8 protein-coding genes and 1 pseudogene are annotated in these 13,936 nt (G+C 74.6%); 5 read left to right on the plus strand and 4 right to left on the minus strand.

Going from position 1 to position 13,936, the window contains the following annotated elements:
• Positions 1-364: 364 nt before the first annotated feature.
• Positions 365-532, plus strand: a pseudogene (locus FREUN1FDRAFT_RS48340) (low specificity L-threonine aldolase); the annotation flags it as partial.
• 174 nt (positions 533-706) lie between these two features.
• Positions 707-1,708 carry a low specificity L-threonine aldolase gene (locus tag FREUN1FDRAFT_RS34520; protein WP_369809850.1) on the plus strand — a complete coding sequence of 334 codons (1,002 nt, stop codon included), beginning with the start codon at positions 707-709 and terminating at the stop codon, positions 1,706-1,708.
• A 105-nt stretch (positions 1,709-1,813) separates the two neighbouring features.
• Here the strand turns inward: FREUN1FDRAFT_RS34520 and FREUN1FDRAFT_RS34525 are convergent, their stop codons facing one another.
• The gene (locus FREUN1FDRAFT_RS34525; protein WP_006545011.1) at positions 1,814-2,731 is read right to left on the minus strand and encodes a class II glutamine amidotransferase; all 918 of its coding nucleotides are present in this window, start codon (positions 2,729-2,731) and stop codon (positions 1,814-1,816) included.
• 346 nt (positions 2,732-3,077) lie between these two features.
• The gene (locus FREUN1FDRAFT_RS34530) at positions 3,078-3,383 is read right to left on the minus strand and encodes a protealysin inhibitor emfourin (protein ID WP_006545012.1); all 306 of its coding nucleotides are present in this window, start codon (positions 3,381-3,383) and stop codon (positions 3,078-3,080) included.
• Positions 3,384-3,541: 158 nt separating this feature from the next.
• On the opposite strand from FREUN1FDRAFT_RS34530, the gene FREUN1FDRAFT_RS47800 reads away from it, so the two are divergent.
• From FREUN1FDRAFT_RS47800 to FREUN1FDRAFT_RS34545, 3 genes are all read left to right on the plus strand, one after another.
• Positions 3,542-6,082, plus strand: a complete 2,541-nt coding sequence (locus FREUN1FDRAFT_RS47800) for a protein kinase (RefSeq protein ID WP_304412162.1) — start codon at positions 3,542-3,544, stop codon at positions 6,080-6,082.
• Between the two features lie 90 nt (positions 6,083-6,172).
• The gene (locus tag FREUN1FDRAFT_RS34540; RefSeq protein WP_006545014.1) at positions 6,173-8,431 is read left to right on the plus strand and encodes a serine/threonine-protein kinase; all 2,259 of its coding nucleotides are present in this window, start codon (positions 6,173-6,175) and stop codon (positions 8,429-8,431) included.
• 12 nt (positions 8,432-8,443) lie between these two features.
• The gene (locus tag FREUN1FDRAFT_RS34545) at positions 8,444-10,690 is read left to right on the plus strand and encodes a serine/threonine-protein kinase (RefSeq protein ID WP_006545015.1); all 2,247 of its coding nucleotides are present in this window, start codon (positions 8,444-8,446) and stop codon (positions 10,688-10,690) included.
• 214 nt (positions 10,691-10,904) lie between these two features.
• On the opposite strand, the gene FREUN1FDRAFT_RS34550 is transcribed toward FREUN1FDRAFT_RS34545, so the two are convergent.
• Together FREUN1FDRAFT_RS34550 and FREUN1FDRAFT_RS34555 are read right to left on the minus strand one after the other, a co-directional pair.
• Positions 10,905-12,161 (minus strand): regulator of chromosome condensation RCC1, encoded by a 1,257-nt coding sequence (locus FREUN1FDRAFT_RS34550; protein ID WP_006545016.1) that lies wholly within the window; start codon positions 12,159-12,161, stop codon positions 10,905-10,907.
• Between the two features lie 212 nt (positions 12,162-12,373).
• Positions 12,374-13,936: regulator of chromosome condensation RCC1 (locus FREUN1FDRAFT_RS34555; RefSeq protein WP_006545017.1), on the minus strand; the 1,563-nt coding region annotated here is incomplete at its 5' end.

Consider the following 13,936-nt stretch of genomic DNA (forward strand, 5'->3'; position numbering starts at 1 on the left):
CCGCCGCCGGCGCGGGCGGGCGGGCGTGGCCGGCGTGGCCGGCGGCGCGGTGCGGGTGTCAGGTGGTGTGACCACCGCCGGGCAAATGGTCCTCACCGGTGGTCCAGGTCGGGTGGTGCCGCTCACACGGACGACCAGCCCCGGTGCTCCCCGTGCGGAGGGCCACGTCACGAGATCGTTCGTTCACCCAGACGGATCGCGCGAGGCTTGGGGGCCGTGGGAGAGGCGGCACCGGCAGGGCTGGCCGGCTCGTCACCGGTGAGCCGTCGGTCGGTCGGTCGGCGGGCGGGCGGGCACGGTCACCGGGCGACGAGAACACCGGGCCGAAGAATCACGCCGGATTCGGCCGGCTACCGGCTGCCGGTTGGCAGGAAAGTCACGGCCGCCGCGGCGCGGCACCGGCCGGAGCGCATTTCCGGGAGTTTCCCGAAAGATAACCTGCCGGCCGAGGATCCAGACGATCGACGACCACGAGGTCGAGAACAACGGGGCCGACGAGATCTCGCGGGCAGACACCGAGCCCGACCAGGACCCGGCGGTCTTCCGGCTGCGCCGGGCGGCGGCGTTCCAGGTGATGTACGAGAACATGCCGCCGCCGGGCCGGGGCCGGGGCAGGTGCCGTCGCGGGGCCGCGCGGCGGGCGCTAGCGTCGAAGACCGTGAGCGTCGATCTGCGCAGTGACACCGTGACCCGTCCCACCCCCGGCATGCGCCGGGCGATGGCCGAGGCCGAGGTCGGTGACGACGTCTACCGCGAGGACCCGACCGTGCGGGCGCTGGAGGAGCACGTCGCCGGGCTGCTCGGGCACCAGGCGGCCCTGTTCGTCCCGAGCGGCACGATGGGCAACTTCTGCGCGCTGCGCGCCGGCGCCCCGGTCGGCACGGAGATCATCGCGGACACCGAGGCCCACATCGTGACCTACGAGCTGGGTGGGCTCGCCGCCCTCGGCGGCGTGCAGACCCGCACCCTCACCGGGCTCGCCGACACCCTGGCCCTGGCCGACGTCGAGGCGCAGCTGCGGGCCTTCCCGGGCGGGGGCACCTACAACATGGTGCGCACCAGCGTGCTGGCGGTGGAGAACACCCGGGCCCGCGACGGTGGGCTGGTGTGGCCGCTGGAACGCCTGGACGCGCTGCGCGCCATCACGTCCGCCGCCGGGGTGGCGCTGCACTGCGACGGCGCCCGGCTGTGGAACGCGGCGGTCGCCCAGGAGGTCCCACCGGGACGCCTCGGCGGGATCTTCTCGACGCTGTCGGTGTGCCTGTCCAAGGGCCTGGGGGCGCCGGTGGGATCGCTCGTCGTCGGCGACACCGACCACGTCGAACGGGCCCGGGAGTGGCGCAAGCGCCTCGGCGGGGGGATGCGCCAGGCCGGCGTGCTCGCCGCCGCGGGCCTCTACGCGCTGCGCCACCAGGTGGCGCGTCTCGCCGACGACCACCGCCGCGCCGGCGAGCTGGCTCGGACGCTGGCGGCAGCGGCCCCCGGGCGGGTCGACCCGGAGCGCACCGAGACGAACATGGTGCTCCTCGACGTCCCGGACGCCGGTGCGTTCGCGGCCCGGGCGGCGGCCGACGGGGTGCTCGTCGGCGCCGCGGGCCCGGCGAAGGTCCGCGTCGTCACCCATCTCGACGTCGACGACGAGGCGATCGCGCATGCCGGGAAGGTGCTGGCCCCGCTGCTGGCCGACCTCCCCGCGGTCGCCGCCTGATCGACCCTGGCCGGCCCGCGGCCCGCGGCCCCGCCCGCTGGCCCCGCCGCACCGCGGCTCCGCCCGCCCGCCCAGCAAGCCGGCCGGCTGGCCGGCCGCGGTCGCCTACCGGGTCCCCGCCTGGGAGGCGCTGTCCGCCGCCTCGGCCCGCCGGCCGGCCGTCTGGGACGCGGCCGCCTCGGGGCGCAGGTCGGCGAGGGTGAGTCGGTACGCCGGCGGGTCGGGCAGCGCGATCCGGGTCGTCGTGATCCGGCCGGGCAGTACCCGGAGCAGCTCACCGGGGCGCAGCGCCCGCCAGTCGGGATGTTCGTCCATCGGCTCGCTGGCCACCACTGCCGAGGCCACGGTCGCCAGGTCGCTGGAGCGGACCCGGGTCGTGCCGGCGGCGTCGACGTGGTCGAGGGGCCGGCCGCCATGATGCCCGCCGGCTCCGCGGCGCAGCAGGAACAGGGTGTTGGTGTCGGGATAGCGCAGCGCCCACAGCTCCCGCGGTGTGGTGAGCACCAGGTTGATGCTGTAGACGGGGAGGTTCTCGGCCACCCAGCGGGCCGCCGCGGTGATGCCGCGCCCGATGTCACCGCCGGCGTTCGCGATCTCGGCGGTGATCAGGGCGAAGAACCGCTCGGAGTCGGTGTCCCCCGCGACGGTGCGCATCGCCGCCGACCCGAGCCGGGATTCCAGCCGGTCCAGCCCCTCGATCACCCCGTTGTGGGCGAACAGGCGTCCCTGCTGGCAGAACGGATGGGTGTTCGCCGTGGTCCGCCGTCCGGTCGAGGCATGCCGGACGTGCGCCACGAACGTCGTGGACGTCCGGTGCCGTGCCTGCGCGGCGAACTCGTGGTCCGCCCAGGCGGCGAGTGGCTGACGGAAGACGTCGGGCGTCCCGTCGGCGGCGAAGGCACCCAGGCCGGTGCCGTCGGGGTTGCGGTGGCTCTGCACGTCCAGGCTGTCCGGGGCATCGAGTAGCCAGAAGGTCGCGCGGGCCCGGTCGGGGGCGCTGGTGAGCCCCAGAAGTCGGCACATGTCCTGCAGGCCCCCGTCCGTCGGTGGTCGCCGGCCACTCAGGGGGCCGCTGGCGTCACCTGTGGTGTTCCCGGCACGGCCGCCCGCGGAACGGGTGGCCGCCTGGTCGTCGGGTACCGCCAGAAATTCGCATCAAGAGCGACAAAAAGGGCGCCGAGTCCCCTGGCAATCCGCAAGAGTTGAGGATCGTGGTCGCCGGAACGACCACGATCCTCAACTCTTGTCCGGCAGCAGTCGCAGCCCGGAGCTCGGGACCTTGCCGCACGCTTCGGAACGACGAAAATCCTCCGCCCTTCGGACTCGCCCTGCCGGGATCAGTCGTCCTGATGGCAACGGCGCGGTTCCATCAGCCGCGGGGGCGGCGGCGGGCGGTGATCTGGTCGGTCAGGGGACGCAACGCCGCCGGCAGCCGGGACTCGCCCACGACGACCGTCTGGTCGCGCCCGGCGCCGTCGCGGAACCGGAACGTGTACTGGAAGCCGTCGGGGCGCTGCGACCGCGGCGCCTGATGCTGCGCCTGCCGGTCGCCTGCGAGGACGGTGAGGGCCGCCTCGGCCTGGCGGGCCAGCGCCGGGTCCAGGTCTGTGGTGTCGACGTCGGCGCGCCGGATCAGCCCGGCGACACCGCCACTGCGTTCGATGTCCACCCGCACCCGTCCGATCCTGCCCGCCAGCGGACGGTTGTGCGACCCGCTGCGCTAGCATCCGGCACCACACCGGAGGGTAGATATCGGGCAGCGAGGGGCGATCGCGACCAGCTCGGTCGGATCGCGCCGCGAGACGGCAACCGGGAGGTCGGTCAGTGCCGATCATGGATCGGGCCCGGGTGGCCGCGGCGCTGCCGGGCTACGACCTCGGTCGGGAGCTGGGCGCGGGTGCCTTCGGCCTGGTGCTCGCCGCGCGACGGACGTCCGCCGCACCACCGGGGTCCGCCGCGTCGGGGGACGTGCCCGCGGGGCTCCCGACACCGGCGGGGGATGAGGGCATCCGGGATGTGGCGGTCCGGATCCTTGATCTGGAGCTGCCCGCGGGCACCGGCCCCGCCGCGGGACACGACCCGACCACGGCACATCTGGGCACGGCGCACCTGGCCGCCGGGCAGCCGCCGGCGCCGCCGGCCGAGGCGGACCCGGCCTCCGACGCGCGGATCCTGACCCGGCTCGCCCATCCGCACCTGTGCCGGCTGCTGGACATCGTGCTGGCCGACGGGCTGCGTCTGCTGGTCAGCGAGCTGTTGCCCGGCGGCACCCTGGCCCGCCAGAGCCTGACCCCGCCGGCGGCCTGCGCGGTCGCGGCGGCGGTCGCGGACGGGCTGATGCACGCGCACGCCGCCGGCGTCCTGCACCGCGACGTGAAGCCGGCGAACATCCTCTTCACCGCCGACGGCCGGCCGGTGCTCACCGACGTGGGGGTGGTCGGCCTCGTCGACGGAACCCCGCTGGCCACCGGACGGATCGTCGGCACGGCCCAGTACATGGCCCCCGAGCAGATCACCGGCGGGCGGCTGGTGCCGGCCACCGACGTCTACGCGCTTGCCGCCACCCTCTACGAGCTGCTGACCGGTGCCCCGCCCTTCGGTGCCGGGCTGACCGTGCCGGAGCTGTTCCTGCACCACTGCGAGGTGCCGGCGCCACCGGCGGCGGGGGTGGCGCCACCGGTGGCGGCGGTGCTGGCGCGGGCGCTGGCCAAGGACCCGGGTGAGCGCCATCGGGGTGCCGGGCAGTTCGCGGTGGACCTGGGGCTGGCCGCCCAGGCGGCGTACGGCCCGGACTGGATGGACCACGCGGACGTCCGGCTGCTGGTGAGCACGGGCCTGCGCGGCTCGCGGCCCGCCGATGGCCTCGACCGGGCGACCCCGGATCCGGCGAGCCAGGGACCGGCTGACCAGGATCCGGCGCAGCGCACCACCCGGCTGGGGACCGGGCCGCACCCGCTCGGTGCCGCGCCGCCCGCGGTGGCGGTGGTCGCACCGGGCGATGATCCGTCGGCGCCGCCGCCGGGAGTGGGGGAATCCCCCGCGCGTGGGCCTGGCGGATCAGGACCCGCCGCATCGGCCGACGCGGCGGCGATGACCGGCCGCGGTGGTTCGGGCGCCGCCGGTGCCGGTGCCGGTGCCGGTACAGGTGCCGATGCCGACCTGCGGGGTCAGTCCTGGACCCGGCGGGTCGCGATCCTCACCGCCGCCGCGGTGACCGTCGCCGGTGTCGCGGCCGCGCTCACGATCCCGCTGTCCGAGCATGGGGGGCAGACCGTGGTCGCGGCGACCGCGACCAGGCCGCCCAGCGGTCCGGGAACGGCCGCGCCGGCCGCGCCGGATCCGCCGCTGCCCTCCCCGCCGCCGTACGCGGTGACGACGGTGGCGGGTACGGGCACAGCCGGCTACGGCGGGGACGGCGGGCCCGCCGCAACGGCGTCGGTCAATGCGCCGTTCGGCCTGGTCACCGACCGGGCGGGCAACGTCTACGTCGCCGACTCCGGGAACAACCGGGTCCGGCGCATCTCACCGGACGGCACGATCGTGACCGTCGCAGGGACCGGCGTAAAGGGCTTCGGCGGTGACGGCGGACCGGCCGTCGACGCGCAGCTGTACCAGCCGTCCGCGGTGACGCTGGACCGTGACGGCGACCTGCTCATCGCCGACACCTTCAACCAGCGGATCCGCCGGGTGGACGCGGCCGGGATCATCACGACCGTGGCCGGCAACGGGGAGCACGCCTTCTCGGGCGACGGGGGGCCGGCCACCGCGGCGGCGCTGTGGTACCCCGGCGGTGTCGCCGTCGACGGCAACGGCACTGTCTTCATCGCCGACACCGCCAACAACCGGATCCGCCGGGTCGGCTCCGACGGGATCATCACCACCCTGGCCGGCCAGGACGGGGAGGGCTCGTTCGGCGACGGTGGCCCGGCGTCCAAGGCGCTGCTGGCCTTCCCGCTCGCCGTGGCCCTGGACCGGTTCGGCCGGCTCTACATCGCCGACACCAGCAACAACCGGATCCGCCGCATCGGCCTGGACGGGAGGATCGAGACGGTGGCCGGCAACGGGCGCCCGGGCCTGTCCGGCGACGGCGGGCCGGCGACGAAGGCGACGTTGCGGTCCCCGCGCGGGGTCACGGTCGACGCGGCCGGCACCATCTACATCACCGACCGCACCAACCGGCGGGTCCGCCGGGTCGACGCCGCCGGGGTGATCATGACAGTCGCGGGCACGGCCCGCCCGGGCCGGGTCGAGGGTGTGGACCCGGCCGCGCTGAGCCCGGACGGGCAGGTCGCGCTGGATCCGTCCGGGGACCTGCTGGTCTCCGACCGGCGCCGCAACCTGGTGCTGCGCGTGGACCTGACCGGCGCGGGCTGACCGGAACCGAACGCTGACCAGCGTCCAGCGCTGACCAGCGCCGCGCACACACCGAGCACGGGCATTCGAGGACGAGGACGGGAGGCTGGGGTGCCAGTCGTCGACCGTGGCCGGGTGGCCGCGGCGCTGCCGGGTTACGCGATCGGCGCGGAGCTGGGATCGGGCGCGTTCGGCCTCGTCCTCGCCGGCTACCACTCCGAGCTCGACCGCCGCGTCGCGATCAAGGTGCTGACCAGCCCGGACGCCGGCGCCGCCGCGGAGTTCCGGACCGAGGCGCGGCTGCTGAGCCGGCTGGATCATCCCCACATCGTGCGGACGTACGACTACGTCATGCGCGGGGACCTGTGCCTGCTGGTGATGGAGATGCTCTCCGGGGGCACCCTCGCGCACCGCGCGCTGGCGCCCGAGGCGGCCTGCGCGGTGGCGCTGGCCGTCGCCGACGCGCTGGCCCATGCCCACGACCACGGGGTGGTGCACCGCGACATCAAGCCGGCGAACATCCTGTTCAGCGACGACGGCCAGCCGAAGATCACCGACTTCGGCATCTCGAAGGTGCTCGAAGGCTCGGCCTCCACCGCCAGCCGGGTGGTGGGCACACCGCGCTACATGGCACCGGAGCAGATCACCGGCGACCGGCTCGGGCCGGCCACCGACCTGTACGCGCTCGGTGTCGTGCTCTACGAGCTGTTCACCGGCACCCGGCTGGCACCACCCGCGCTGGCGCTGCCGGTGCTGCTGCGCCATCACACCGACGTGACCCCGCCGCCGCCCCCGGGTGTGCCGGCCGAACTGGGCGCGGTGCTCATGCGCTGCCTGGCCAAGCGGCCGGAGCTGCGCTATCCCAGCGCGCACGCGTTCGCCTCCGATCTCGCCCAGGCCGCGACCGCGGTGTTCGGGCGGCACTGGCTGGACCGGGCCGGGCTCCCGGTCCACCTCGCGGCGGACATCCGCGAGGTGACGACGCGGCGGCCGGCCAGCGCCCGGCGGGCCGCAGGGCGCGCGAGGGCCAACGGCGTCAACCGTGCCGGCAGCGGCGGTGTGGGTGTGGACGTCGGTGCGGCGCCGACAGGCGGCGGGTCCCGGACCACCACCGGAACCCGGTCCCACGCCCGCGCCGGGGTGCCGGCGGCGGTGACGGCGCTCGCCCTGGTGCTGGGCCTGGCCGCCGGTGGCGGTGTCGGCTGGGCCGTGTGGGGCCAGCCGGAACCGGCGCCACCGCCGCCGGCCAGCCCGCCCCCGGCCTGGCAGCCGACCCTGGCCGCGGGCGCGATCGCGGCGGTGTTCGGGGCCGGCTCGGACGGGTTCTCCGGCGACGGCGGACCGGCCACCCAGGCCGAGTTCGACTCCGCCCGGGACCTGACCATCGACACCACGCGCGGTGTCATCTACGTCGCGGACACCGAGAACAACCGGATCCGCCGGATCGACCGCACCGGCCGGATCACCACCGTCGCCGGCAACGGCACGGCCGGCTTCGACGGCGACGGCGGCCCGGCGACGGCCGCGTCGCTCCAGGAGCCGTCCGGTGTCGTGGTGGCGCCGGACGGCACCCTGTTCATCGCGGACAACGGCAACCACCGCATCCGCCGGATCGGCACCAACGGGGTCATCACCACCATCGCCGGCCAGAGCGGCAGCGGCGGCTTCGCCGGTGAGGTGAGCGAGGACGGACTGATCTTCGCCGGGGACGGGCTGCCGGCGGTGAACGCCAAGCTGAACAACCCGAACAGCCTCCTGCTGGACGACGACGGCAGCCTGCTGGTCGCCGACGGCACGAACCAGCGGATCCGGCGCATCGGCCTGGACGGCATCATCACCACCATCGCGGGCACCGGCGCGGACGGCGACACCCTGGTCGGCCCCGGCGACGGCGGTGACGGCGACGGTGACGGGGGCCCTGCGACCGCGGCGACGCTCAGCTATCCGTGCGCGCTCGCCCGCGGCCCCGACGGCAGCATCTACCTGGTCGACCAGGACAACTTCCGGCTGCGCCGGATCGACCCCGCGGGCCGGATCAGCACCGTCGCCGGCACCGGGGACGCCGGTTTCTCCGGTGACGGCGGGCCGGCGACCCGCGCGAAGATCAGCACGGTCGGCGCCGACGTCGCGGTGGACTCGACCGGCACGATCTACCTGTCCGACCCGGCCAACAGCCGGATCCGGCGCATCACCCCGGACGGGATCATCACGACGATCGCCGGCACCGGCGTGGCCCAGTACTCCGGAAACGGCGGGCCCGCGGTCGAGGCCGAGCTGGTCTACCCGGGCGGGCTGGACCTGGACGGGACCGGGATCCTCTACGTCACCGACGCCGTCGACGGCCGGGCCCGCGCCCTGCGGGTCCGGTAGGGCGGACGGGTCATGCCTGCCGTCGACCGGGCCCGCATCGCCCGGGCGTTGCCCCGTTACACCCTCGGTGAGGAGCTCGGTGCCGGATCGTTCGGCCTGGTCCTCGCCGGGCACCACCTCGACCTCGACCGCGCGGTCGCGATCAAGGTGGTGCCGGCGGCGTCGGCGGCCGAGTTCCGCGACGAGGCCCGGATCCTGAGCCGCCTGGACCATCCGCACATCGTCCGGATCCACGACTATGTCGTGCTCGACGACCTGTGCCTGCTGATCATGGAGATGCTGGGGGGCGGCACCCTGGCCCAGCACCGGCACCGGTTGTCCGCGGAGGCGACCCTGGGCGTGGGCGCGGCGGTCGCCGACGGGCTGGCCCATGCCCACGCCCACGGCGTCCTGCACCGCGACATCAAGCCCGACAACATCCTGTTCACCGAGGCGGGGCAGCCGAAGATCACCGACTTCGGGATCGGCCGGATCCTCGACGGCGCGCCCGGAACGGTCAGCCAGGCTGCCGGCACCCCGCGGTACATGGCCCCGGAGCAGATCACCGGCGGCCGGGCCGGGCCGGCGGCCGACCTGTACGCGCTCGGTGTCGTGCTCTACGAGCTGGTGTCGGGCCGGCCGGTGTTCGACCCGGGGCTGTCGGTGCCCGAGCTGCTGCGCCATCAGTGTGAGGTGGATCCGCCGGTGCCCGCCGGGGTGCCACCGGCGGTGTGTGACGTCATCCTGCGGGCGTTGGCGAAGGATCCGGCGCGGCGTCCGCCGGACGCGGCCGCGTTCGCCCGGGCGATCAGCGCCGCCGCGGCCGACGTCTTCGGGCCGGACTGGCAGGCCCGCTCGGGCCTGGTGCTCGCCCTCACCGAATCGGCGCGGTCCACGTCGGCGGCCGGGCTCGGCCCCGTCGCGCGGTTCGCCCCGCCGCGTTCCCCGGCCGAGCCCACTGGGGCGGGTGCCACAGTGTCGCAGACGCCCGGACCGTCCCCGACCGTAGAACCGTCCGGGCCCGCGGCACCGCAGCCACATTCGTCGCACCCGTCGCACCCCGGGCTGGGGCAGACGAAGCGGCCGGAGCCGCGCAACCTGTTCGAGGGAACCCGCTACGCCCCGCGGGGCGGCCGCGCCACCCGCCGCGGCCGCGTGACGGCGGTGACCGTGGGCGTCGCGGCCGTCGTCCTCGCGGTCGCGATCACGGTCGGGCTCGTCGTCACCCGTGGCACGGGCTCCGGGCCGCCGCCCGTCACCGCCGGCACGGAGCCGGGCCCGGCGCCGTCCTCGCCGGCGCTTCCGCTGCGGCTGGACGACGTGCGTGCCTGGGCGATCGGGCCGCGCGGGGGGTTCTACGTCGTCGACCGGGCCGGTCTGCGCGTACTGCGGCTGGACCTCGACGGGACGCTGTCCGCCGTCGCGGGCACGGGTGTGGCCGGTTCCACCGGGGACGGCGGGCCGGCGACCGCGGCCCGGCTGCGGGGCGTGAGTGATGTGGCCGCCGCTTCCGATGGCTCGGTGTTCCTCGCCGACAGCGGCAACGGGCGAATCCGGCGGATCGGCCCGGACGGTGTGATCACGACGGTGGCCGGCGGGGGTGAGCGGCTGGCCACCGACGGCGCGCAGGCCACCGAGGTCTCGCTGTCGCTCGCGTCCGGCCCGATCGCCGTCGACACGGACGGCACGCTGTATCTCGCCGGGGCCGGCCGGCTGTTCCGGCTCGACCGGGCCGGTGTGCTGCATCTGGTCGGGCGCACCGAGCAGGCGGGCGGCGGGGACGTCGAACCGTCACCGGGGCAACGGCCGGTACCGGCCGTCGGGCAGAGCATCGGCGATGTCGAGGTCCGCGACGGGCGACTGTACGTCGTCGACTACACCACCGGCCGGGTCCAGGTGCTCGAACCGGACGAACCGGTGCGCACACTTGCCGGCGGCGGGCCCGCGGAGTTCACCGGTGACGGCGGGCCGGCGACGGCCGCCGGACTGACGCTGGGCAGCGGTCCCTCGTCGCTGGCGCTGGACCCGGTGGGGAACCTGTTCTTCCCCGAGCCGTCCGTGTACCGGGTGCGCCGAGTCGACACCCGCGGCGTGATCACCACGGTGGCGGGCACCGGCGAGTACGGCTCGGACGGGGACGGTGGCCCCGCCACCGCTGCCCGGCTGGCCAGCCCGGCACGGGTCGCGGTCGACACCGCGGGCGTGCTCTACATCGGTGAGGTCGGCACCGCCATCCGCCGCGTCGGCCTGGACGCTGTGATCAGCACCGTTCACGACTGACGTTCACGGCGGTCGCGGCCGGGCCGGGTGCCCGCCGCCGCCGAATCGCGCGCCATCTCGGGGCGTGCTCTACTCGGTGGGCGGCGACGGCCGTCCGCCGGGTTGGCGGTGGGGGAACACGGCCGCGGCCGAGGTGACGTCCCGGGTCACCTCGGCCGCGCTGACGATGTCGTGTAACTGTGGGGTTGCGTTCGTGTCGTGCCTGTTCGTGTTCCTAGAGCTCGGTGCCCTGGAAGCCTCTGCTGACGATCGCGTAGCCGTCGAAGATGCCACCCGAGATGGCCCGGACGTCGCCCAGGCCGGGGATCGGGAGCGGCACGGCGCTCTGGGCCACCGCGGGGTTGCCGTTACCGAGCTGGCCGACGCTGTTGCTGCCCCAGGCGAAGGCGGTGCCGTCCCAGCGCAGGGCGTAGCCGCCGCTGGCGCCGGCGGCGATGGAGACGGCGCCGACGAGGCCGGTCTCCCCGGTGACGGGCAGGGGGATCAGGCTGGGCGCGAGGCTTCCGTTGCCGAGCTGGCCGAGGGTGTTGTCGCCCCAGGCCCAGACGGTTCCGTTCTCGTCGAGGGCGTAGGTGACGCCGACGCCGGCGGCGATGCGGCGGATGTTGGTCAGGTTAGGGACGGCCACGGGTGTCAGGCTGGGTACGAGGGTTCCGTTGCCGAGCTGGCCGGTGGTGTTGGAGCCCCAGGCCCAGACGGTGCCGTCGCGGCGCAGCGCGAAGGCGCTGGCGCCGCGGGCGGTGATCGCACGGATGTCGCTGAGGGCCGGGATCTGGATCGGCAGGATGCTGTTGGCGATGGGCTGGCCGTTGCCGAGCTGGCCGGTGGTGTTGGAGCCCCAGGCCCAGACGGTGCCGTCGCGGCGCAGCGCGTAGGCGGTGCTGCCGTCGGCGGCGATGGCACGGATGCCGGCCAGGCCGACGACCTGGACGGGAATCGTGCTGTTGGCGATGGGCTGGCCGTTGCCGAGCTGGCCGGTGGTGTTGGCGCCCCAGGCCCAGACGGTGCCGTCGCGGCGCAGCGCGTAGCCGTTGCCGTCGGTTCCGGCGGCGATGGCACGGATGCCGTCCAGGCCGGCGACCTGGACGGGCACGTTGCTGTTGATGATGGTGCCGTTGCCGAGCTGGCCGACGTCGTTGAGGCCCCAGGCCCAGACGGTCCCGTCGCTGTTGAGCGCGAACCCGACGGTGTAGCCGCCCGCGACGGCGCGGACGTCGTCGAGGCCGGTGAGGTCGGTGACCGGTACGGCGCTGTAGCTGGGAGTGGGGCTGGTGGTGCCGTTGCCGAGCTGGCCGACGTTGTTGAGGCCCCAGGCGCGGGCCGTGTAGGTCGGTGGCGCGAACGCGTGTTCCGCCTCGGCGGAGGGGCCATCTGTCGTGGGTGCTGCGCTGGCGGCCGTGGGCAGTGCGACCGCGCCGGCTGCGGCCAGCACCACCGCCCATGTTCCGATTCGCCGCTGTTGACTGGGCATCTCCGCTCCTCCATGCCGGCGGGTGTCACTATGAGCACCCGGCGGACACGGACAGTAGTCGCGTGACCTGTTCAGTCATCCAGCTTGTTTAAATGTTCGCTATGCCGCGTGTCGACGGCCGGGACCGGGGCCGAGGTGACGTCCCGGGCCACCTCGGCCCCGCCGGCTGTACGCGCGCGCAGGCGAGTTGTGCGGTTGTGGTTGGCGGTGGGCTAGAACCCGGCGCCGACGATGGCGTAGCCATCGAAAAGTCCGCCCGCGATGGCCCGGACGTCCTGCAGGCCCGGGATCGGGAGCGGGGTGGTGCTGCTGGGCACGGCGGGGTTGCCGTTGCCGAGCTGGCCGAGGCCGTTGTTGCCCCAGGCGAAGGCGGTGCCGTCCCAGCGCAGGGCGTAGACGCTGTTGGCGCCGGCGGCGATGGCGACGGCGCCGACGAGGCCGGTCTGCCCGGTGACGGGGATGGGCAGCGAGCTGGGGGCGTTGGAGCCGTTGCCGAGCTGGCCGACGGTGTTGCTGCCCCAGGCCCAGACGGTTCCTGTCTCGTCCAGTGCGTAGGCGCTGTCGACGCCGGCGGCGATGCGGCGGATGTTGGTCAGGTTGAGGACGGGCGCCGGCGCCAGGCTGGTGATGTTGGTGCCGTTGCCGAGCTGGCCGACGCCGTTCTCGCCCCAGGCCCAGACGGTGCCGTCGCTGCGCAGGGCATAGGCGCTGTTGTCGCGGGCGGCGATGGCCCGGATGTCGCTGAGGCCGAGGAGCTGGATCGGTAGCGGACTGGGTGTGGTGGTGCCGACGCCGAGCTGGCCGACGTTGTTGAGCCCCCAGGCCCACACCCTCCCGTCGCGGCGCAGCGCGTAGGCCGCGCCGCCGTCCGAGGCGATGGCGCGGATGCCGGTCAGGCCCAGCACCTGGACGGGGATGGTGCTGCTGGCGATGGCCTGGTTGATGCCGAGCTGGCCGGCGGAGTTGTCGCCCCAGGCCCAGACGGTGCCGTCGCTGCGCAGCGCGTAGCCGTTGCCGTTGCTCCCGGCGGCGATGGCGCGGATGTCCTCCAGGCCGGCGACCTGGACGGGCACGTTGCTGTTGATGATGGTGCCGTTGCCGAGCTGGCCGACGTTGTTGAGGCCCCAGGCCCAGACGGTGCCGTCGCCGTTGAGCGCGAACCCGGAGCCGGCCCCGCCCGCGATGGCGCGGACGTCGTCGAGGCCGGTGAGGTCGGTGACCGGCACGGGGCTGAAGCTGGGCGTGCCGGTGGTGCCGTTGCCCAGCTGCCCGAAGGTGTTGTGCCCCCAGGCCCGGGCCGCGTACGACGGGGGCGCGAACGCGTACTCCGCTCCGGGCAGCTCGCTCGTGGTGGGTGCAGCGCTCGCGACCGCGGGCAGTGCCACCGTGCCGGCTGCGGCCAGCACCACCGCCCAGGTTCCGATCCGCCGCTGTCGACTTGGCATCTGCGCGCCTCCGTACTGGTGGGTGTCATCCTCGAACCCCCGACGAACATAGTCGACGTACTCGTCCCCGGGGTAGGCGGCCCACGGAGTCCCGGTCTTGGGCACCGGCGAGGCATGCGCGTTGAAGGTCCAGTCGATCTTCACTTCCGGATCCGTGGACCGGATGGCCGTGGAGATCTTGCGGAAGCAGTCACGGAACTCGGTGCCCGCGTTGTCCGCATGCCAGTACATGAAGGTCCCGTTGAACTCCCACCCGATCCGGACGATGGAAGCGGCCCGACCGTTGTTCTTCAGGAAGGTACCGAACGTCTTCCAGTACCTGTCGTATTC

Source organism: Parafrankia sp. EUN1f (assembly GCF_000177675.1).
In the GTDB taxonomy this organism is placed as follows: domain Bacteria; phylum Actinomycetota; class Actinomycetes; order Frankiales; family Frankiaceae; genus Parafrankia.